We start from the raw sequence: 19,800 nt of genomic DNA on the forward strand, positions 1-19,800 counted from the left end.
CCCCGGACCACCGGTGTCCGGCCCCGCGCCCCCGGCTCAGCGGGGGCCGAGCAGGGTGAGGGCGGCCGGGGGGTGGGCGGGGCGGAGGGCGGCGAGGCGGGTGGCGGAGCCGCGGAGGCCGTCGGGGGTGAGGGCGCGGGGCGGTGGGGCGTCGGGGGCGAGGGTGAGCGGGGGCCGGGCGGCGGCCGCGAGGAGGAAGATCTGGGCGGCGCCCGGCTGGTCGGGGCGGCAGCTCGCGGTGGCGCTGCCCTGGACGGCGTACGGGACGGTCTGCAGCCCTGCCGTCCGCAGGCCGGACTCGATCGGCCAGAGGCCGTCCGGGTCGCCGCCGGCCCGGACGGCGACGCGGCCGCCGGGGGAGAGCAGCCGGGTGGCGAGGCCGTAGAACTCCTGGGAGTGGAAGGTGACCGGTCCGCCGTCGGCGGGCGCGGGCAGGTCGGCGAGCACCACGTCGTACGGTCCGCCGGCCGTGGCGGCGCCGCGCAGCCAGGCCATCGGGTCGGCGGCGGTGGCGTGGACGCGGGGGTCGTCGAGGGAGTGGTCGGTGAGGGCGGCGAGCCCGGGGTCGGTGCGGGCGAGCCGGGGGAGCGCGGGGTCGGCGTCGACGAGCCGGACGGAGCGGACGCCGCGGTGCCGGAGCACCTCGCGCAGGGCGAGGCCGTCGCCGCCGCCGAGGAGCAGGACCCGGGCGTCCGGGCCGGCGGCCATCGCCGGGTGGACCAAGGCCTCGTTGCCGCGGTACTCGTCCGGTCCGCAGACGGTGAGGCGGCCGTTCAGGTAGAGCCGGAGCGGTCCTTCGGTGGGGCCGGTGAGCACGATCTCCTGGGAGCGGCTGCGGGCGGCGAAGCGGACCTGCGCACCGTAGAGGGCGTGCCGGGCGGCGCGTTCGATGGCACCGGAGCCGGCGGCGGCCGCGGCGAGCAGGGCGAGGACGAGCGCGCAGCCGCCCCAGAGCAGGAGCCGTATCCGGGGGGCGGGTTCCTCGCGGAAGAGCCAGAGCACGACGGCGGCTCCGGCGACGGCGTTGACGGCGCCGGTGACGAGGGCGCCGTCGCCGGGCCCGAGGCCGGGGAGGATGAGGAAGGGGAAGGCGAGGCCGCCGATCAGCGCGCCCACGTAGTCGGCGGCGAAGAGGTCGGCGGCGGCGCGGCCGGCGTCCTCGCGCCGGATCCGCTGGATGAGGGTCATCAGGAGTGGGATCTCGGCGCCGATGAGGATGCCGATGAGGCAGGTGAGTCCGACCATGGCGGCCTGGTAGCGGCCGATCCAGGCCCAGCAGGAGTAGAGCGCGAGGACGGAGAGGCCGCCGGTGAGCGCGAGGGCGCATTCGACCAGGGCGAAGGCGGTGGCGGGCTGCCGGGTGAGGCGTTTGGCGAGGAGCGAGCCGAGGCCCATCGCGAACACCATGACGGAGAGCACGACGGAGGTTTGGGTGACCGAGTCCCCGAGCAGGTAGTCGCCGAGCGCCACGAGTTCGAGTTCGTACACGAGTCCGCAGGCCGCACAGACGAACGCGGCCAGCAGGACGGTGAGGCGGGCCAGTCGGGGGCGGGAGCGCAGCCGGGACCGACGGCGGGCGGGCAGGGGGGCGAGGCTCCGCCCGGGCCGGGGTGGGGCGCCGTCGTCGAGGTCCACTCGCGAGCGGGCGGGTGGACCGGCCGGATGGTTGATCACGAACAAACGCTAGGGGACGTTCGGGACGGATAGCTGCGCCCATTCGACGGACAGTGCGGGACGCCGGATTGACGAATCGTTCCTGCGTACGATTCATGGGCCATGGCGGGATCGGCGACCCTGTTCGGACGGTTGGCGGTCATGCCCCGGACACCACCAGCGAGGAGCGGGTGCAGACCAGTCGGCCCTCCTGCGGGTAGGCGTGCCAGGTTCGCCAGAGCAGCCGGTCGGCGCCGCCCTGGGTGACCAGCGCGGTGAAGGCGCTCGGGTCGCCCGGGAACACTCCGGCCAGGCCGCGCGGGTGACCCTCGACCAGGGCCAGCAGCTCCTGCGCGCGGGCCGCGAAGTCGTGCGGGGGCAGCGCCTCGATCCGGGCCGCGAACTCGTACTCCCAGCCGCCGACCTGCTTGGCCACCCGGGCCGGCAGCGGGGTGCGGCGGCCGGGCAGGCAGGCGACGGTCTCCAGGCACTCGCCGGGGCCGGCGGCGATCACCACCTGGTGCGAAGCGCCGAGCAGCCGCAGCTGGAGGGTGCCGGACGCGGCGGGGTGGCCGCCTCCGTCGAGTCTCAGGTCGCGGACCGCGAGAGCGGGCAGCGGGTCGCCGCCCAGGCACCAGGCCAGGTCACCGGCGCGGGTGTCCGTGTAGGAGGTCTGCAGTGTGGTGAGCATGCTCGGCTCCGCGTTTCAGCTCCGTGCGCGCCCGCCGAGCAGCACCGAGTAGGCCTAGGCGATGGCGAGGCTGTTCGTGGCTGTGCGGCCCTGGGCGCGGCCGACCGTGGAAGGAGGGATTCCGGCTGGAGATTCAGCAGCAGAGAAGCATGAATACGCCGGGTCCGCCGGTGATTTACCCAACTTTGTCAAGCATTCACCGTTTCGAGCACACCTGCTCCCCGGCTCTGATCGACCCGGTGTGCGACTCTGCACAGCGCGCGCCCCTACGGCCGGGTCGTGCGCCGTGCACGCTGGTAGTGCGCCGGGTGCACGCCTCGTGCGCCACCGCCCTGCACGCACCGGGCGGGCAGGGCGGTCGGAGCGTTCCGTCGAGGCCGGGGGAATTGCCTCACAGGCATCATTCAATCGTCAACCAGACGTCAACCAACCATGACTGTCAGGCGAGTTGAGAAGAACTGGGCCCACTCGCCGGGCCATCATTGCTCCGCTCACGGCCGGGGGTCGATCGGCGCGAGCACCCCGAGCCGGTCCTCGACCGCCTGGGCCGCCTCCAGGCAGAGGTCCTCCCGGAACGCCCGCCCGACGAGCTGCACCCCGGTCGGCAGTCCGTCGGCCAGGCCGGTGGGCACCGCCACCGCGGGCAGCCCCGCGAAGCTGGTCGCCTTGCACAGCCGCATCGCCGTGCGGACCAGCTCCCACCCGGCCGCGTCCCGGGACTCGATGCCCGGTTCGACCGGCGGTTCGGTGAACACCGGTCCGAGCAGCAGCGGGTACTCGTCCAGGAACTCGGCCCAGGAGCGGCGGATGCCCAGCCAGCTCCCCATCAGCTCCATGAGCTCGGCAGCCGTCGTGGGCGGGGTCCGGGCCATCGTCAGCTCGATGTAGCGGTCGCCGCCCGGGCCGAGCAGGCGGCGTACGGCGGGCCACTTGGGCGCGAACTCGGTCATGGTGATCCGGTCGCACACCTCCAGGGCCTCGTCGAGTCGCGGGACGTCCGCCACCTCGCGCACGTCGTACCCGGCGTCCCGCAGCGCCGCCGCCGCGCGTCCGACCGCGGCCCGGACCGTCGGGTGGACGCCGTGGCCGCCCGGATCGGCCACCACCGCGACCTTCACCGGCCCGGGCAGCGGCTCGCCGTAGCGCGGCACGGGCAGCGCCCGCGGGTCGCGCGGATCGGGGCCGGCCAACACCTCGTAGGCCAGCCGGAGGTCGGCGACGCTCCGGGCGAGCGGGCCGTCGGAGACCAGCCACTGGGAGGCCGGCCCCGGGTCCTGCGGCCCGAACGCGCGGTGGTCGGCGGGGAACCGGCCGCTGGACGGGACCAGCCCGGCGACCCCGCAGAACGCGGCCGGGACGCGGACGGACGCGCCGGAGTCGTTGCCGAGCCCGAGCGCGGCCAGGCCGGTCGCGACGGCCGCGCCGTCGCCGCCGCTGCTCCCGCCCGGGGTGCGGCCGCGGTCCCACGGGTTGGCGGTGTCGCCGTAGAGCTCGCTGCGGGTGTGCATCCCGGCCAGGATCATGGTGGGCATGTTGCTGTGCCCGATCGGTACGGCCCCGGCCGCGCGCAGCCGGGCGACCGGGGGAGCGTCGGCCCGCGCCACCAGGTCGCGGAAGCGCGGCACCCCGAAGGTGGTGGCCACGCCCTCGATGGCGGTGGTCTCCTTCACGGTGAACGGCACGCCCGCCAGCGGGCCGGGGTCCTCGCCCGCGGCCAGACGCCGGTCGAGTTCCAGGGCCTGCACCCGGGCGCGCTCCGCCAGGACCTGGGTGACGGCGTTGACCTGCGGGTTCACCGCGCCGATCCGCTCCAGGTGGCTGTCGAGCAGTTCGACGGCCGAGACCTCCTTGCCGCGTACCGCCGCCGCCTGCGCGGTGGCCGTCAGTCGCCACAGGGCGTCCTGCATGACGTACTCCCCTCCTCGTTCCGATGCGCTCGTATCGGTACCGTAGCCTGGGAACCGATACGAGTGCATCGAATAAACCGGAGGGGGAGCCCGTGCCCAGACAGGTGGACCACGACGGCCGGCGCCGGCGGATCGCCGAGGCCGTCTGCCGGCTCGCCGACGAACGCGGCCTGGAAGGGGTGACCCTGCGCGACGTGGCCGACCGCGCGCAGGTGTCGACCGGCGCCGTCCAGCGCTGCTTCCGCACCAAGGACGAGATGCTCCGCTTCGCCCTCGGCTACGTCGGCGAGCGGATCACCGCCCGGGTCCGGGCGTACCCCGCCGACGACCCGGCGCCCTCGCCCGCCGCGCTCCTGGCACACGCGGCCGGCGAGGTGGCGCTGCTCGGCGACGGACAGCGCTCCCAGGCGCGGGTCTGGCTGGCCTTCGTCGCGCAGGCCGCCGTCGACGAGCGGCTGGCGGGCCCGCTGAACGCCGACTACGCCGCCCTGGAGGGCCTGTTCGCCCGGCTGATCGCCGAGGCGTCGCCGGCGGCCGGGCCGGACGCCGCCCGGGAGGCGAAGACGCTGCTGGCCCTTGCCGACGGGCTCACCACGCACGTCCTCGTCGGCCGCCTCACCGCCCCCGAGGCCCGGGCGATCCTGAACGCCCACCTGTCCGGCCTCGGGCGGCGGCCGGGCGACGGCTCAGAGGCGCTGGAGCCGTGACACCGCTTCCTCCAGCACGGAGTCCTGCTTGCAGAAGGTGAAGCGGACCAGGCTGCGGCCGGCCTCGGTGTTGTCGTAGAAGACGGCGTTCGGGATGGCGACGACGCCGCAGCGCTCCGGCAGGGCGCGGCAGAACTCGATGCCGTCCTTCTCGCCGAGCGGGGTGATGTCGGTCGTGATGAAGTACGTGCCCTCGGGGGTGAACACCCGGAAGCCGGCCGCGGTGAGCCCGTCGACCAGCAGGTCGCGCTTGCGGAGCAGGTCGGCGCGGAAGCCGTCGAAGTAGCTGTCGGGCAGCCGCAGCGCCTCGGCGACGGCGTACTGGAAGGGGCCGGCGCTGACGTAGGTGAGGTACTGCTTGGCCGTGCGGACGGCCGTGACCAGGGCCGGGTCCGCGGTGACCCAGCCGACCTTCCAGCCGGTGAAGGAGAAGGTCTTGCCGGCGGAGGAGATGGAGACGGTGCGCTCGCGCATGCCGGGCAGGGCGGCGATCGGGTGGTGGGTGGCGCCGAAGACGAGGTGCTCGTAGACCTCGTCGGTGACGACCAGCAGGTCGTGCTCGACGGCGAGGGCGGCGATGGCGGCCAGCTCGTCGGCGGTGAGCACGGTGCCGGTCGGGTTGTGCGGGGTGTTGATCAGCAGCAGGCGGGTGCGCGGGGTGATCAGGGCGCGCAGTTCGTCCAGGTCGGGGCGGAAGTCCGGGGCGCGCAGGGTGAGCGGGCGGCGGGTGGCGCCGGCCATCGCGATGCAGGCGGCGTAGGAGTCGTAGAAGGGTTCGAGGGCGATCACCTCGTCACCGGGCTCCAGCAGTGCGAGCAGGGTGGCGGCGATGGCCTCGGTGGCGCCGGCGGTGACCAGCACCTCGGTGTCCGGGTCGTAGCCGAGGCCGTGGAAGCGCTGCTGGTGCTCGGCGATGGCCTGCCGCAGCTCGGGGATGCCGGGGCCGGGCGGGTACTGGTTGCCGCGCCCGCTCAGCACGGCGTCGGCAGCGGCCCGGGCCACCGAAGCCGGGCCGTCGGTGTCGGGGAAGCCCTGGCCGAGGTTGATCGAGCCGGTGGCCGTGGCCAGGGTCGACATCTCGGCGAAGATGGTCGTCCCCATGCCGGCCAGTCGGCGGTTCAGCAGCGGCCTGTTGCCCATCGGTGGCTCCTCACGCGTCGTCGTCGGCCCCATCCTGGGTCAGCCGGGGGCCGGGGACAAGGACGGCCCGACCACCTGGGGCCAAGTGGTCGGGCCGTGCGCTCGCGGGGCGGGCAGGGTCACGCCTCGTTGGTGCCCTCGGGGGTCTCGCCGTCCTCGCCCTCGATCTCGTTCTGCAGGCCGAGGCGCTCGACGATCCACTGCTCGAAGCCGACGGCGGCCTGGGTCCAGTTGGCGGTGGTGGTGACGAAGTAGTCCAGGTTGACGCCGGTGCCGACGATCATCTGGGCCTCGCCGATCAGGCGGACCACGCCGTCCTCGTGGGTGTGGGTGTAGACCTTGGGCCAGAGGGTCTCGCGGTTCCACTCGTCGATGAGGTCGAGGATCTCGCCCTTCTTCTCCAGCGGGTACGCGCGGTCGTAGAAGGCGCGCACCGCGAAGAGCTCCTTCTGCTCGCCGCGGAACATGTAGTAGACGCGGAAGCCCTCCCAGGGAGCGGTGAGGTCGCCCTCCTCGTCCACGACGTGCTTGAGCTGCATCTGGTCCAGCAGCTGGGTCACCAGGCCCTGGTCCGGGACGATGATCGGCGGCGGGCCGGCCGGCCGCCCCTGGTCGCCGGGCTGGCCGCCGCCCTGGGGCGCGCCGAACGACGGGATGGACGACGGGTCGATGCTCATGGGGTCCTCTTCCTCAGTGCACGTGGTGGCCGGCAATGAGAGGCCGCCCTTTCCACTTCCCATCCTGCCTCATCCGGGGCCTGCCTCACAGGGGCACCCGGCCACGCGTCGATCTTCGTCCGGGGCGCTCCGACGCCCGCCGTGAGCGGTGATGGTGACGGAGCGTGTCCGGTTGGAGGGTCGTCACGGCCGGGGCTCCGGCGGGGTGCGGCGGGGTGCGACCGTAGTCGAGTGTGCCGTCAACTGTGCTGTTCGGAAAGGGAGTTGCCCGGGCCGCCCGCGCTGTCGTGCGGGCGGCCCGGGCCGGTGCCGCTACTTCTCCAGCAGTCCGCGGCTGCGGACGGTGAGGCGGTCGCCCTCCTCGTCCCGCTCGACCAGGACGGTGTCCCCGTCGTGCACCTGGCCGGACAGGATGGCCCGGGCCAACTGGTCGCCGATCGCGGACTGGACCAGCCGGCGCAGCGGGCGGGCGCCGTACGCCGGGTCGTAACCGGTGAGGGCCAGCCAGTCGCGGGCGGCCTCGGAGACGTCCAGGGTGAGCCGCCGCTCGCGCAGCCGGTCGCCGAGGCGGGCCACCTGGAGGTCGACGATCCGGCTCAGCTCGGCGGTGCCCAGCGGGTCGAAGACCACGATGTCGTCCAGCCGGTTGAGGAACTCGGGCTTGAACGCGGCCCGGACGGAGTCCAGCACCAGGGCCTTCTTCCGGTCCTCCGGGATGGCCGGGTCGACCAGGAACTGACTGCCCAGGTTGGAGGTGAGGATCAGGATCGCGTTGCGGAAGTCCACCGTGCGGCCCTGGCCGTCGGTGAGCCGGCCGTCGTCCAGCACCTGGAGCAGGACGTCGAAGACCTCCGGGTGGGCCTTCTCCACCTCGTCCAGCAGCACCACGCTGTACGGGCGGCGGCGGACCGCCTCGGTGAGCTGGCCGCCCTCCTCGTAGCCGATGTACCCGGGCGGGGCGCCGACCAGGCGGGAGACGGAGTGCTTCTCGCCGTACTCGCTCATGTCGATCCGGACCATGGCCCGCTCGTCGTCGAAGAGGAAGTCGGCCAGGGCTTTGGCGAGTTCGGTCTTGCCGACGCCCGTCGGGCCGAGGAAGAGGAACGAGCCGGTCGGGCGGTCCGGGTCGGCGATGCCGGAGCGGGTGCGGCGCACCGCGTCCGAGACCGCCCGCACGGCCTCCGCCTGGCCGATCAGGCGCCGGCCCAACTCCTCCTCCATGCGGAGGAGTTTGGCGCTCTCGCCCTCCAGCAGTCGGCCGGCCGGGATGCCCGTCCAGGAGGCGACCACGTCGGCCACGTCGTCCGGGCCGACCTCCTCCTTCACCATCGAGGCGGAGGCGTCCTGGTCGGCCGCCCGCTCCTGGGCCTCGGTGAGCTCGGCCTCGGCGGCCGGGATCTCCGCGTACATCAGCTTCGACGCCCGCTCGAAGTCCCCGTCGCGCTGGGCCCGTTCGAGCGCGCCGTGCAGGTCGTCCAGCCGCTCCTTGAGCTCGCCGACCCGGTTGAGGCTCTTCTTCTCCTGCTCCCAGCGCGCGGTCAGGGCGCTCAACTGCTCGTTCTTGTCGGCGAGATCGCGCCGCAGCCGGGCCAGCCGGTCGATCGAGGCGGCGTCCGACTCCTTCTCCAGGGCCAGCTCCTCCATCCTCAACCGGTCGACGGAGCGCTGGAGTTCGTCGATCTCGACCGGGGAGGAGTCGATCTCCATCCGCAGCCGGGAGGCCGCCTCGTCGACCAGGTCGATCGCCTTGTCGGGCAGGAAGCGGGAGGTGATGTAGCGGTTGGACAGGGTGGCCGCGGCGACCAGCGCGGCGTCCGCGATCTGCACCTTGTGGTGCGCCTCGTAGCGGCCCTTGAGGCCGCGCAGGATGGCGATCGAGTCCTCCACGCTGGGCTCGCCGACCAGCACCTGCTGGAAGCGGCGCTCCAGGGCCGGGTCCTTCTCGATCCGCTCGCGGTACTCGTCCAGCGTGGTGGCGCCGACCATCCGCAGCTCGCCGCGGGCCAGCATCGGCTTGAGCATGTTGCCGGCGTCCATCGCGGAGTCGCCGCCGGCGCCCGCGCCGACCATGGTGTGCAGCTCGTCGATGAAGGTGACGACCTGGCCGTCGCTCTGCTTGATGTCGTTCAGGACGGCCTTCAGCCGCTCCTCGAACTCGCCGCGGTACTTGGCGCCCGCGACCATCGCGCTGAGGTCCAGCGAGACCAGCCGCTTGCCGCGCAGCGACTCCGGCACGTCGCCGGCGACGATGCGCTGGGCCAGGCCCTCGACCACCGCGGTCTTGCCCACGCCCGGCTCGCCGATCAGCACCGGGTTGTTCTTGGTCCGGCGGGAGAGCACCTGGACGACCCGGCGGATCTCCTGGTCCCGGCCGATCACCGGGTCGAGCTTGCCGTCCCGGGCGGCCTGGGTCAGGTCGGTGCCGTACTTCTCCAGCGCCTTGTAGGTGCCCTCCGGATCCGGAGACGTCACCCGGCCGCTGCCGCGCACGTCCTTGAACGCGGCGAGCAGGCCCTTCGCCGTCGCGCCCTGCTGCGTCAGCAGTTCGGCGACCGGCCCGCCCTCGGCGGCCAGGCCGACCATCAGGTGCTCGGTGGAGACGTACTGGTCGTCCAGGTCGTCGGCGCGCTTGCCGGCCTCGGTGAGCACCGCGAGGGTGTCCCGGGCGAGCTGCGGCGCGGCGACCGTCGAGCCCATCGCGCTGGGCAGGGCGGCCAGCTGGCGGCGGGCCTCGGCGTCGATCCGGGTGACGTCCGCCCCGACCGCCTCCAGCAGCGGCCGGGCGATGCCCTCGGGCTGCTCCAGCAGGGCGATCAGGATGTGCACCGGCTTGACGTCCGGGTTCCCGGCCGCGCCCGCCTGCCGGATCGCGGCGGACAGGGCGTCCTGCGTCTTGGTGGTGAACTTGCTGGCGTCCACTGCTGGGGGGTCCTCCCTCGTCGTCCTTCAATGCTGCTACGTAAAGCATGCACTAAGTTGAGTCTATTCCGCTCAAGTTTTTACGCCCGTTCTGCGCGTTCCGTGCGCTCCACCCGTTCCGCGCGGGGCGGCCGCTGGGCCCGGGGCACCTGGCGGGTCAGCCCCAGCAGCTCCCGGGCCGGCCCGCTCGGCCGCTGCCCGGCGGGCCACACCGCGCGCAGCGGCCGCCGCAGGTCCAGCCCCTCGGCCAGCGGCACGGCCACCAGCCGCCGGACGGCCAGCTCCTCCATCACCGCCAGCTCGCTCAGGCAGACCGGCCCGGCCCCGGTCATCGCCGCCGCCTTCAGCGCGGTGGACGAGGCCAGCTCCAGCCGGGGCCGCACCGCGCCCCCGTACGGCGCCAGCGCCATCTCCAGCACCTCCCGGGTGCCCGAGCCCGACTCGCGCAGCACCAGCGGGGTGGCGGCCAGCTCCGGCCCGGTCAGCGGCGCCCGGCGGCGCGCCCACGGGTGGCCGGGCGCCACCACGACCACCAGCCGGTCCGCCGCCACCACCGCGCCGGCCAGCCCGGGCGGGGTGGACGGGCCCTCGACGAAGCCGAGGTCGGCGTCCCCGGCCAGCACGTGCCCGGCGACCTCCGCCGAGTTCGCCGTCCGCAGCGTCACCGCCGTGCCCGGACTGGCCTCGGCCAGGGCCAGCAGCCAGCCCGGCATCAGGTACTCGGCGACGGTCAGGCTGGCCACCACCCGCAGCTTGGCGTCCCGCCGCTCGCGCAGTGCGTCGATCCCGGCGTCCAGCGCCTGCGCCGCCTCCACCACGTGCCCGGCCCACTCGACCACCAGCCGACCCGCCTCGGTCGGCCGGCTGCCCCGGGGCGAGCGCTCCAGCAGCGGGACGCCGATCTGCCGCTCCATGCCCTTGATCCGCGCGCTGGCGGTCGGCTGGCTCACGCCCAGTTCGGCCGCGGCCCGCCCGACGCTGCCCAGCCGGGCCACCGCGAGCAGCAGTTCCAGGGCGCCGAGCTCGGGGACGCGGGGGGAGAGGGCCATAGGTCCAGGCTATGTCCTCATAGAGCCCGCGGCGCTACCGGAGCCCGGCCCGGGGCGGCACGGTGGAACCATGTCCACCTTGGCCGATGCCCGCCCGCTCACCCGCCCCTCCCGTACCTCGCTGCGTGCCCGCCTCGACCTCGCCCAGCTCGGCCCCAACTGGTACGCCGCCGTCATGGGCACCGCCATCCTGGGCAACGGCGCGGCCGTCCTGCCGCTCCGGCTGCCCGGGCTGATCGGCTTCGGCGAGGTGATGTGGGCGCTCGGACTCGCCGCCCTGCTGGTGCTGGTCGCGGCCCGGCTGGTCCACCTCACCCGGCACCGCGAGGCCGCCCGCACCCAGCTGCTGGACAACCCGGCCACCGCCGTCTTCTACGGCTGCCCGCCGATGGCGCTGCTCTCGGTCGGCCTCGGCACCCTGCTGCTCGGCTCCCGGGTGATCGGCACCGGCCCCGCGGTCGCCGTCGACGCCGTGCTGTGGGGCGTCGGCACCCTGTACGCGCTGGCCGTCGCCGGCGGCATCCCATACCTGATGATCACCCGGCACCCGGTCTCCGCCCTGGAGGCCAACCCGACCTGGCTGCTGCCGGTGGTCGCCCCGCTGGTCGCCTCCGCCACCGGCCCGGCCCTCATCCCGCACCTGCCGGCCGGGCTGCCGCAGCAGGCCATGCTGTACGCCTGCTGGGCCCTCTTCGGTATCGGCCTGCTGGCCACCCTGGTGCTGCTGCCGGTGGTCTTCACCGGGCTGTTCCACAGCAAGCTGCCCACCCTGGTGCTCACCCCCTCGCTGTTCCTGGTGCTCGGCCCGCTCGGCCAGTCCGTCACCGCCGTCCACCAACTCGCCGACGCCGCCCGCCCGGTGCTGCCCGCGCTGGCCCCCGCCATGCTCCCCTTCGCCGAGCTGTACGGCGTCGCGGTGCTCGGCGTCGCGATGCTCTGGCTGGCCGTCGCGCTCACCGCCAACCTGCGCGCCCGCCGGGCCGGCATGCCGTTCGCGATGACCTGGTGGGCGTACACCTTCCCGATCGGCACCTGCGTCACCGGCGCCTCCGCGCTCGCCCGGCACACCGGGTTCGGCGGCTTCACCGCGATCGCCACCGGGCTCTACCTGCTGCTGGCCACCGCCTGGGTGCTCGCCGCCGGCGGGACCGCCGCCGGGCTCGCCCGGGGACGCCTGCTGGGGCGTGCCTGACCCCTCCCGCGGCCCGCCGCCGTTGCAGGAACCCGCACCCGCGGCCCGACCGCGCACGGCCGACCGACCGTACGGGCGGTCACCGCCCGGTCACCGCGCTGGCCTCGGCCTTTACCGGAACCCGGCCCGCCGCTCGACCCCTCCCGCCGCACTTCTCGTGCAGATAGCTGCAATTGCGCGAACCTGCACTCGGGCGACACTTGTTCACCGGCCGTCACGCTGTGAGGGTGGAGTCACGCCAGGCCGTCCGGGCACCGCAGCCCGATGGTGGCGACTTGCTCTTCGGAACTGACCACGGGTGCAACGTCCCGCACGCGTGAAACGGGGGGAGAGCGCCGGTCGGGGCGCCATGTGTGGTGATGGCCCCCCGGAACCGGAGCCGACGAGGCGTTGCTGCTCCGCCTCGACGGAAGCGCCTAGGCACGGGCGTGGCGACGGCGGCCCCCAGGACACCCCGGAGTGCGACGGCACCCGGGCCCCGGGGGCCGACGTCGAGCCCGGTACCGTGACCGCCGAGCCCCGCGCCCGACGGCGCGGGCGCGGCGACGAGGGAGAAGCATCCGGCAGGGAGTGTGCGACGTGACGGCGGAACCGGCGGTCGCGCCGCAGCACGGACAGCCACCGGGCGAGGAACCCGACGAGGCCGCCCGGCAGCTGTACCTGGCGATCCTCGCCCGGGGCGGCCGCATCCCGTTCACCGACACCCAGGACACCGGCCAGGCCGCGCTCCAGCAGCTCGTCGACCTCGGCCTGCTCATCGCCAACCCGATGGACCACTGCTACACCGCCGTCAGCCCACGCTCCGTCACCGACCGCCTGGGCGCCGAACTCCGCAGCGAGGCGACCAGGCTGCTGGTCCGCGCGGAGAACCTCCCGGGCGCCCTCGACGGCCTGACCCGCGCCTACGACGCGATGCCCCGGCCCTCCGGCCGGGCCGGCGGCGCCGTCCACGTCGAGGGCCACGTCCACATCCGCCAGCGGATCTCCCAGCTCGCCTCCGACTGCCGCTCCGAAGTCCTCGCCGCCCAACCCGGCCACCGCCCCGCCAGCAGCCTGCAAGTCGCCCTCCTCCAGGACGTCCACCTGCTCCAGCGCGGCTGCTCCCTGCGCACCATCTACCAGCCCGTCGCCCTCGCCGACCCGCCCGCCCTCGCCTACGTCGAAGAGGTCACCCAGCGCGGCTCCCTCATCCGTGTCCTCGACGAACCGTTCCAGCGGCTGCTCGTCTTCGACCGCACCGTCGCCGTGATCTCCGCCAACGACGACAACAGCACCGCCGCCTTCATCACCGACCCGGCCGCCATCACCTTCCTGGTCGGCGCCTTCGAACGCGACTGGGCCCGCGCCGAAACCGCCGAAACCTCCGCCGCCCTCGGCCCCACCCGCACCATCCCCGACCGGGTCGGCCGGCTCCTCGCCCGAGGCCTCACCCAGCGCGCCGTCGCCACCCGCCTCGGCCTCAGCGAACGCACCGTCGCCGCCCACATCTCCCGCCTCCGCGACCGCCACGGCGCCCAGACCCTCTTCCAACTCGGCTGGCTGATGAGAGGCGCCCGCGATGACCGCTGAACCCGGCCCCGCCGGGCGGGCCCCGGCCGACCGGCCCGTCCCGCGCCCGCTTCCACCTCGGCGGGCAGCTCCGGGGGGATCCCCGTGACCGACCCGTCGACCTCCCCCCTGCCCGACGCCGCCGCCCGGGCGCTGTACCTCGCGGTCGTCGGCAACGGCGGCATCCTCCGGGCGGCCGACCTGGCTCCGGGTGACGAACCGGTCCTGGGGCGGTTGCTCGACCTCGGACTGGTCGTCCCGCGGATCGAGGACGCGGCCTACGCCGCGGTGAACCCGCGTGTCGTCATCGGCCGGATCGGCTCCGAACTGCGGTCCGTGGGCGGCGAACTGCTGGCCAGGGCGGACGAAGTGCCCGAGCAGTTCGCCGAGTTGGCGCAGGCCTTCGACGTCACGCCGCGCCACCCCGAGTGCTCCGTCGACGTCACGTACGTGCACGGCTTCGAACAGATCCGCCTGCGCCTGGCCCAACTCGACGCCGAGTGCTCGCAGGAGATGCTGTCCGCCCAGCCCGGCGGTGCCCGGCCCGTCGAGGGGCTCCCGGACGCCCTCGACCGGATGCGGCGACTGGCCGAGCGCGGCGGCACCGTCCGGGGCATCTACGAGCCGGCGGCGGCCGCGGACCCGGCGACCGCCGCCTTCGCCGCCGCGTCCGCCGAGATCGGCTGCCGCTACCGGGTGCTGGGCGAGCCGTTCCGGCGGGTCCTGATCTACGACCGGAAGGTGGCCGTCATCCCCGCCGCGTCCGACCACAGCCGCGCGGCCTTCGTCGAGGACCCGGTGGTGGTCGACTTCATGGCCGACGCCTTCGAACGCGACTGGCAGCGCGCCACCCGGGTCCGCTGGTCCCGTGGCCCGGAAGCCCCCGAACCGGCCGACTCCCTGCCCGACCAGGTCGGCCGTTTCCTCGCCCAGGGCCTCACCCAGCGCGCCATCGCCACCCGCCTCGGCCTGAGCGAACGCACGGTGGCCGGCCACATCGCCCGGCTGCGCGAACTGCACGACGCCGAGACGCTCTTCCAACTCGGCTGGCAGCTCCGGTCGGCGGCCGACGCCGCCCGTCGGCGGGTGCCGTGATGCACGGGCGCGGCGCCGAGCGGCCCGACCAGGCCGCACACGACCTGTACCTGCGCATCCTCCGGCGCGGCGGCTGGATCGACCGGGCCGAGGCGGCCGACGCCGACCGGCCCGCCCTGGACCACCTGCTCGCGCTCGGGCTGCTGCTCGCCGGGCCCGAATCCGACGTCTGCACCGCCGTCGACCCGCGGACGGTCGGCGACCGGATCAGTGCCGAGCTCCGGGCCGAAGGCACCCGGCTGCTCGTCCAGGCGGCCCAACTCCCGCAGGCCCTCGACGACCTGACCAAGGCCTACGACACGGCCCCGCGCCCGACCGACCGCGCCGGTACGGTGCATCACGTCCAGGGCCTCGGCGCGGTCATCCGGCGGTTCACCGAGGTGGAGGCGGACTGCCGCCAGGAGATCCTCGTCGCCCAGCCCGGCCGGCCCCGCCACGCCCACCAGCTGGAGGAGGCCCTGGAACGGATCGGCCGGTTCTGCGGCCGGGGCGGCCGGATCCGGGTGATCTACGCCCCCGGCGCCGTCCGGGACCAGGCGACCGCCGATCACACCGCCCGCGGCACCGAACTGGGCGCCCGCTTCCGGGTCCTGGCCGAGCCGTTCCGCCACCTGCACATCTTCGACCGCCGGATCGCCGTGCTCCAGTCCGCCGACGACCTCCGGAGCGCGACCTTCATCGAGGACCCGGCGACCGTCGACCACTTCCTGGCCGTGTTCGAACGGGACTGGGCCCGCTCGGGCCGCCTCCTCTGGAGCGCCGACGAGTCGTCCGCTCCCGAGTCGACGGCCCACGAGCAGGTCGGTCGGCTCCTCGCCCAGGGCCTCACCCAGCGCGCCATCGCTGGCCGCCTCGGCCTCAGCGAGCGGACGGTGGCCGGCCACATCGCCCGGCTGCGCGAACTGCACGACGCGGAGACGCTGTTCCAGCTGGGCTGGCAGCTGCGGGGCGCCCGGACGGGGGAGCCCGATGGGTGAGCGCTGTTCAGCCGGTGGCGGCGCTGGTCGGCCAGTAGCCGGCCCGGCCGACGACGGGGGGCTGCTGCCGGGGGACGTTGAACTGCTCACCGGGGGCGGTCCAGAAGCCCTCGCGCAGGGACAGCGCCATGCCGGCCCAGTCGAGCGCGGTCTCCACGGTGTGGTTGAGGGCCTCCTGCGACCAGGTGTCGTCGAAGACCAGCGGCAGGACGGGGGCGACCTGCTCGATGGTGGCGATCAGCGGGTTGTGCGTGATGGCCTCGTCGACGAGGAGGACGATCGGCTTCCGCAGCGCCGACGCCCACCCCAGCTCCAGGCTCACCCCGGCCGACAGCGGCGCCCCGACGTAGGCGAACACGAGGTCCGCGGACTGCAGGGCCCGGAAGTCGGACGGCACCCGGGGCTCCGGCGCCTGCCCGGCGACGGTCCAGGCGTCACTGTGGTGCGCGCTGTACACGGCGGCACCGCTGCGGAGCAGGGTGGTACGGAGCGTCGTCAGCCGCGTCCGGCTGGCGAGCGTCACCACACTGTCCGCGGGCCCGGTCAGCCGCATCAGCGGCGCGGCCAGGAACACACGCGCACGCCGGCCCTCGGGGGTCTGTCCGGCGTGCTCTCGCAGGTAGGGCTCACTCATTGTCGACTCCGGGGATAGGTGCCAACCAGGCCGATCGCCCCGTTGGGTGGTGACTATCGGAATGCTGCTGTGCATTCGTTGTGGTCGAAACGAACTAGTCATGGACATGTTCTTTGTGGTGTCCCCGTCTTCCCCCTCCCGCGAGAGGGGTTGGGGAGTGCACTGATCGTCTCTGTCGACCGTCGTCACCGTCCACAGAGCCGTGGTGTCATCTCGATGCCTGGCAGAGAGATGACGCACTGGGGTAGCAGGCCCCCTGGCTTCCGGCATGGGCTTGCGGCATTATGTGGCAGGTTGTTCGAAACAATGGCTGGGTACCCGCGTCAAGTCTTAAACAAAGAGAGGGGGCACCATGTCTCGGATACGCCGGGTGGTGCGGTTTGTCCTGGTTCCAGTCGTTGTGGGTCTGGCGCTTTTCATCAGCAGCGGTTCGAGTCCCGCCGACGACACGATCTGGAACATCGGGGTTTCCCACGATGCGGCAGCGCTGAAGACCATGGCGCTGGCCAATGACACGATCTGGAACTGAGACCGCCGCGACGCTTGGTCAGTGATAGCTGTCGGAGTCGGTCGGAACGCTGTTCCTGGCCAATGCGTAACCGAGTTGGAAGAGTGACTCGACATTGTGCTCGTCGCGCATCTCGGCCAGGTGCCGCGCGAGCGTCCTTTCACTGATGCCGAGTCTGCGGGCGATCACCCGGTGGTTCACGCCTTCGAGCATGAGGTCGATGATCGTCTGCCGCATCCCGGAGACCACCTGCTGCGGAACGGCGCGCGCGCCGTCGAAGTCCAGCGCCCGGCTCCAGTTCCGCTCGAAGATCTCGCTGATCAGGTAGCTGATGACGGCCCGGTCGTGCACGAAGGCGGCCAGGTTGAGGTCCTCGGCGATGGGGATGACCGCGATTCGGCGATCGATGACGATCAATCGCGTGTAGGGCTCTTCCAGCGTCCGGAACCGTCCGCCGGCCTTGGTTATCGTGGCCACGTACTCCCTGGTGGGAGCGTGGTACCGGGTGCTCGGATGGTAGATCGTCCTGAGCGTGATGCCCAGGCGGAGGGCTTCGAGGTCGCGGGTGAGGATGCCGGTGAGCGCCTCCGACGGGCGCGGCCCGCCCGGTTGGGCGGCGAGGATCTCCTCCGAGGCGCTGGCGACGATCTGCTGCACCCGCTGGTTGATCAGCACCTTCCCCCGCACGTACTCGATCGCGCCGCCGGCCTGCTCCGGTGAGTGGTAGGCGGCCGTCAGGTCGTGGAGGTCGGTGGCGAGGGCCGACGCGCGGGTGAGCAGGTCGAGCGCCTGGCGCTGCCAGGTCACGGAGAGGCTCTCGGACAGCTGCTGGGGGTCGACCGCGACCAGGACACCGGGTTCGTCGGTGTCGGCGACCAGCAGGCCTATGGCCACCAACTCCTCCTGGGCCCCGCCCGCCTTGGCGAGGTCGGAGTCCTTCGGGAGCCGTCCGTTCTCGCGGATGACCGCCAGATACAACTCCCGCGCTTCTTTCGAGAGGACGGAGGGCCCAATCGCGGCGGTGCCGGGCTGTTCTCGTCCACTCATCTGCGGGCTCCTTGCCGTGGCCGTGTCTGCACTACCTGCCGGGCACCAATACCGGAATCGCAGTGCAGCATGCCAGATCGGGTGGCATCGGTGAGGGCGGCCAGATTTGTTCGACAGCACTCTCTCACCACGATCAAGCCGCCGGCACCCCCCGGGCGGAGGGGAGCCGGCGGCCGGAGGTGTTCAGCCAAGTCTCAGCGTTTGGGGCGCCAGACGACCAGGGCGCTGGACTGGGTGGGGGGCTGGTAGGGGACGAGGTCGCGGCGGTAGGAGGCGTGGACGGCGGCTTCGCGCTGCTGGAGGGCGCTGGTGGCGCCTTCGAGCGAGTCGACCAGTTCGCCGATGCGGGACTGGAGCGCGGTGACCTGGTTCTCCAGCTCGATGATCCGCTTGATGCCGGCCAGGTTGATGCCCTCGTCCTGGGAGAGCCGCTGGACCTCGCGCAGCTGCTGGATGTCGCGCGCGGAGTAGCGGCGGCCCCGGCCGGCGGTGCGGTCGGGGCTGACCAGACCGAGGCGGTCGTACTGGCGGAGGGTCTGCGGGTGCAGGCCGGAGAGCTCGGCGGCGACGGAGATGACGTACACCGGGGTGTCCTCGGTGAGGACGTACTGCGGCGGGGCGGCGGGCCGCCGGGTGCGGCGGCCGTCGCCGGGCAGGCCGGAGCCGATGCCGGGCAGGCCTTCGCCGATGCCGGGGCCGATGGGGCTGTCGGGGATCATCTGGTCGTCACGCTCCCTTCGCCGCCCGGAACAGGGCGGCTCGTGGGTCGTCGGAGGCGGTGGCCTCGCGGTACTGCTCCAGGGCGTTCAGCGCGTCCCCGGCGACGTGCCGCGGCACCACGACCTCGATGGTGACGAGGAGGTCGCCGCGGGTGCCGTCCTTGCGGGTGGCACCCTTGCCGCGGGCGCGCATGGTGAGGCCGTTGGCGCTGCCGGGGGGCAGCTTCAGCTTCACGGCCGGCCCGTTCAGCGTGGGCACCTCGATGGTGGCGCCGAGGGTGGCCTCGGGGAAGGTGACGGGGACGGTGACGGTGAGGTTGTCCCCCTTGCGCCCGAAGACGGGGTGCGGGCCGACGTGCACGGTGACGTAGAGGTCGCCGGGCTGTCCGCCGCGTTCGCCCTGGGCGCCCTTGCCCTTGAGCCGGATGCGCTGGGCGTCCTGGACGCCGGCCGGGATGCGGACCTGCATGGTGTGGGCGGAGCTGGCCCGGCCGCTGCCGTGGCAGTCGACGCACGGGTCGTCGACGATCATGCCGCGCCCGCGGCAGTCCTTGCACGGCTCGGAGAGCGCGAACGCGCCCTGGCCGCGGCTGACGGTGCCGGCGCCGACGCAGGTCGGGCAGACCCGCGGGGTGGTGCCGGACTTGGCACCGGTGCCGTTGCAGGTGCGGCAGGGGGCCTGGCTGGTCATCCGCAGCGGGACGGTCGCACCGTCGACGGCCTCGTCGAAGGCGAGGGTCACCTCGGTCTCGACGTCGGCGCCGCGCCGGGGCTGGGCCTGCCGGCCGCCGCCGCGGTTGAAGAGCCCGCCGAAGACGTCGCCGAGCCCGCCGCTGCCGGTGTTCTGGCTGCCGCTGAAGAGGTCGCCGAAGTCGAAGTTGTAGCTGCCGTTGCCCTGGCCGGGGCCGCCGGCCCGGAAGCCGCCGTTGGCGAAGAGGCTGCGGGCCTCGTCGTACTCCTTGCGGCGCTTCTCGTCGGACAGGACGTCGTAGGCCTCGGAGATGTCCTTGAAACGCTCTTCGGCCTTGGCGTCGCCCTTGTTGGCGTCCGGGTGGAACTCGCGCGCGAGCTTGCGGTAGGTCTTCTTGATCTCGGCGGCGGTGGCGTCCTTGGGCACGCCGAGGACCTTGTAGTAGTCCTTCTCCACGTAGTCCTTGCCACTCATGCGTCCACCTCGCTCCGCTCGGCAGCCGCCCCGCGCAACACGCGCCTTTCGGCGATTCGTCCTTCAACGATTCGCTCGCTGCGCTTGCTCATAGCTGCCGCCACCTCCCGATGTCCATCGTCGCTGCGCTGTCAACAGCCGCTTCACCTGGCGCTGTTGACAGCGCGCTGCG

Annotated in this window: 17 protein-coding genes; 6 read left to right on the forward strand and 11 right to left on the reverse strand. The window is 73.4% G+C overall.

Translation table 11 applies throughout. From position 1 onward, the window contains the following. Positions 1-36 precede the first annotated feature (36 nt). The 3 genes from ACFVTF_RS01600 to ACFVTF_RS01610 form a co-directional block, all read right to left on the reverse strand. A complete protein-coding gene (locus tag ACFVTF_RS01600; protein WP_387807681.1) occupies positions 37-1,674 on the reverse strand; it encodes a polyamine aminopropyltransferase in 1,638 nt (545 codons plus the stop codon). A 139-nt stretch (positions 1,675-1,813) separates the two neighbouring features. Further along, positions 1,814-2,344, reverse strand: a complete 531-nt coding sequence (locus tag ACFVTF_RS01605; RefSeq protein ID WP_350876608.1) for a DUF2617 family protein — start codon at positions 2,342-2,344, stop codon at positions 1,814-1,816. Between the two features lie 491 nt (positions 2,345-2,835). After that, positions 2,836-4,251 carry an amidase gene (locus ACFVTF_RS01610; RefSeq protein ID WP_387807684.1) on the reverse strand — a complete coding sequence of 472 codons (1,416 nt, stop codon included), beginning with the start codon at positions 4,249-4,251 and terminating at the stop codon, positions 2,836-2,838. 92 nt (positions 4,252-4,343) lie between these two features. Between ACFVTF_RS01610 and ACFVTF_RS01615 the strand changes: the two genes are divergently transcribed. After that, positions 4,344-4,958: a TetR/AcrR family transcriptional regulator gene (locus ACFVTF_RS01615; RefSeq protein ID WP_387807687.1), complete on the forward strand. Its 615-nt coding sequence runs from the start codon at positions 4,344-4,346 to the stop codon at positions 4,956-4,958. Here ACFVTF_RS01615 and ACFVTF_RS01620 read toward each other — a convergent pair. From ACFVTF_RS01620 to ACFVTF_RS01635, 4 genes are all read right to left on the reverse strand, one after another. Further along, the gene (locus tag ACFVTF_RS01620; RefSeq protein WP_387807690.1) at positions 4,938-6,098 is read right to left on the reverse strand and encodes a pyridoxal phosphate-dependent aminotransferase; all 1,161 of its coding nucleotides are present in this window, start codon (positions 6,096-6,098) and stop codon (positions 4,938-4,940) included. The two genes, ACFVTF_RS01615 and ACFVTF_RS01620, sit on opposite strands and share 21 nt — an antisense overlap. Positions 6,099-6,217: 119 nt before the next feature. Next, positions 6,218-6,775, reverse strand: a complete 558-nt coding sequence (locus ACFVTF_RS01625; protein WP_063348532.1) for a YbjN domain-containing protein — start codon at positions 6,773-6,775, stop codon at positions 6,218-6,220. A gap of 312 nt (positions 6,776-7,087) precedes the next feature. Next, positions 7,088-9,694: an ATP-dependent chaperone ClpB gene (gene clpB / locus ACFVTF_RS01630; RefSeq protein ID WP_387807693.1), complete on the reverse strand. Its 2,607-nt coding sequence runs from the start codon at positions 9,692-9,694 to the stop codon at positions 7,088-7,090. 80 nt (positions 9,695-9,774) lie between these two features. Then, positions 9,775-10,743, reverse strand: coding sequence for a LysR family transcriptional regulator (locus ACFVTF_RS01635; protein ID WP_387807695.1), 969 nt, complete (start codon positions 10,741-10,743; stop codon positions 9,775-9,777). 70 nt (positions 10,744-10,813) lie between these two features. On the opposite strand from ACFVTF_RS01635, the gene ACFVTF_RS01640 reads away from it, so the two are divergent. The 4 genes from ACFVTF_RS01640 (at position 10,814) to ACFVTF_RS01655 (ending at position 15,555) form a co-directional block, all read left to right on the forward strand. Next, the gene (locus ACFVTF_RS01640) at positions 10,814-11,935 is read left to right on the forward strand and encodes a TDT family transporter (protein ID WP_387807698.1); all 1,122 of its coding nucleotides are present in this window, start codon (positions 10,814-10,816) and stop codon (positions 11,933-11,935) included. 579 nt (positions 11,936-12,514) lie between these two features. After that, positions 12,515-13,504, forward strand: a complete 990-nt coding sequence (locus tag ACFVTF_RS01645) for a LuxR C-terminal-related transcriptional regulator (RefSeq protein WP_387807701.1) — start codon at positions 12,515-12,517, stop codon at positions 13,502-13,504. 84 nt (positions 13,505-13,588) lie between these two features. Then, on the forward strand, positions 13,589-14,578 hold the full coding sequence (locus ACFVTF_RS01650; RefSeq protein ID WP_387807704.1) for a LuxR C-terminal-related transcriptional regulator: 990 nt from the start codon (positions 13,589-13,591) through the stop codon (positions 14,576-14,578). Continuing rightward, positions 14,578-15,555: a LuxR C-terminal-related transcriptional regulator gene (locus ACFVTF_RS01655; protein ID WP_387807706.1), complete on the forward strand. Its 978-nt coding sequence runs from the start codon at positions 14,578-14,580 to the stop codon at positions 15,553-15,555. The genes ACFVTF_RS01650 and ACFVTF_RS01655 overlap by 1 nt, the downstream gene beginning before the upstream one ends. Before the next feature lie 7 nt (positions 15,556-15,562). On the opposite strand, the gene ACFVTF_RS01660 is transcribed toward ACFVTF_RS01655, so the two are convergent. Continuing rightward, on the reverse strand, positions 15,563-16,189 hold the full coding sequence (locus ACFVTF_RS01660; protein WP_063348539.1) for a hypothetical protein: 627 nt from the start codon (positions 16,187-16,189) through the stop codon (positions 15,563-15,565). A 352-nt stretch (positions 16,190-16,541) separates the two neighbouring features. Between ACFVTF_RS01660 and ACFVTF_RS01665 the strand changes: the two genes are divergently transcribed. Next, entirely contained in the window at positions 16,542-16,718 is a 177-nt protein-coding gene (locus ACFVTF_RS01665) for a hypothetical protein (protein WP_387807708.1), read from the forward strand. An 18-nt stretch (positions 16,719-16,736) separates the two neighbouring features. Here ACFVTF_RS01665 and ACFVTF_RS01670 read toward each other — a convergent pair whose 3' ends face one another. The 3 genes from ACFVTF_RS01670 to dnaJ form a co-directional block, all read right to left on the reverse strand. Further along, positions 16,737-17,744, reverse strand: coding sequence for a hypothetical protein (locus ACFVTF_RS01670; RefSeq protein ID WP_387807710.1), 1,008 nt, complete (start codon positions 17,742-17,744; stop codon positions 16,737-16,739). Between the two features lie 194 nt (positions 17,745-17,938). Next, complete coding sequence (locus ACFVTF_RS01675) at positions 17,939-18,463, reverse strand: heat shock protein transcriptional repressor HspR (protein WP_371517936.1); 525 nt, start codon at positions 18,461-18,463, stop codon at positions 17,939-17,941. A gap of 7 nt (positions 18,464-18,470) precedes the next feature. Continuing rightward, positions 18,471-19,628 carry a molecular chaperone DnaJ gene (dnaJ, locus tag ACFVTF_RS01680; RefSeq protein WP_387807713.1) on the reverse strand — a complete coding sequence of 386 codons (1,158 nt, stop codon included), beginning with the start codon at positions 19,626-19,628 and terminating at the stop codon, positions 18,471-18,473. Positions 19,629-19,800 lie beyond the last annotated feature (172 nt).

Origin of the sequence: Kitasatospora sp. NPDC057940 (genome assembly GCF_042887425.1) — a bacterium.
Taxonomy (GTDB): domain Bacteria; phylum Actinomycetota; class Actinomycetes; order Streptomycetales; family Streptomycetaceae; genus Kitasatospora.

Coding starts and splice junctions, on each gene's coding strand:
- ACFVTF_RS01605 (WP_350876608.1), bottom strand. CDS start 2,344: ATGCTCACCACACTGCAGACCTCCTACACGGACACCCGCGCCGGTGAC.
- ACFVTF_RS01610 (WP_387807684.1), bottom strand. CDS start 4,251: ATGCAGGACGCCCTGTGGCGACTGACGGCCACCGCGCAGGCGGCGGCG.
- ACFVTF_RS01620 (WP_387807690.1), bottom strand. CDS start 6,098: ATGGGCAACAGGCCGCTGCTGAACCGCCGACTGGCCGGCATGGGGACG.
- ACFVTF_RS01625 (WP_063348532.1), bottom strand. CDS start 6,775: ATGAGCATCGACCCGTCGTCCATCCCGTCGTTCGGCGCGCCCCAGGGC.
- ACFVTF_RS01635 (WP_387807695.1), bottom strand. CDS start 10,743: ATGGCCCTCTCCCCCCGCGTCCCCGAGCTCGGCGCCCTGGAACTGCTG.
- ACFVTF_RS01640 (WP_387807698.1), top strand. CDS start 10,814: ATGTCCACCTTGGCCGATGCCCGCCCGCTCACCCGCCCCTCCCGTACC.
- ACFVTF_RS01655 (WP_387807706.1), top strand. CDS start 14,578: ATGCACGGGCGCGGCGCCGAGCGGCCCGACCAGGCCGCACACGACCTG.
- ACFVTF_RS01660 (WP_063348539.1), bottom strand. CDS start 16,189: ATGAGTGAGCCCTACCTGCGAGAGCACGCCGGACAGACCCCCGAGGGC.
- ACFVTF_RS01665 (WP_387807708.1), top strand. CDS start 16,542: ATGTCTCGGATACGCCGGGTGGTGCGGTTTGTCCTGGTTCCAGTCGTT.
- ACFVTF_RS01670 (WP_387807710.1), bottom strand. CDS start 17,744: ATGAGTGGACGAGAACAGCCCGGCACCGCCGCGATTGGGCCCTCCGTC.
- ACFVTF_RS01675 (WP_371517936.1), bottom strand. CDS start 18,463: ATGATCCCCGACAGCCCCATCGGCCCCGGCATCGGCGAAGGCCTGCCC.
- dnaJ (WP_387807713.1), bottom strand. CDS start 19,628: ATGAGTGGCAAGGACTACGTGGAGAAGGACTACTACAAGGTCCTCGGC.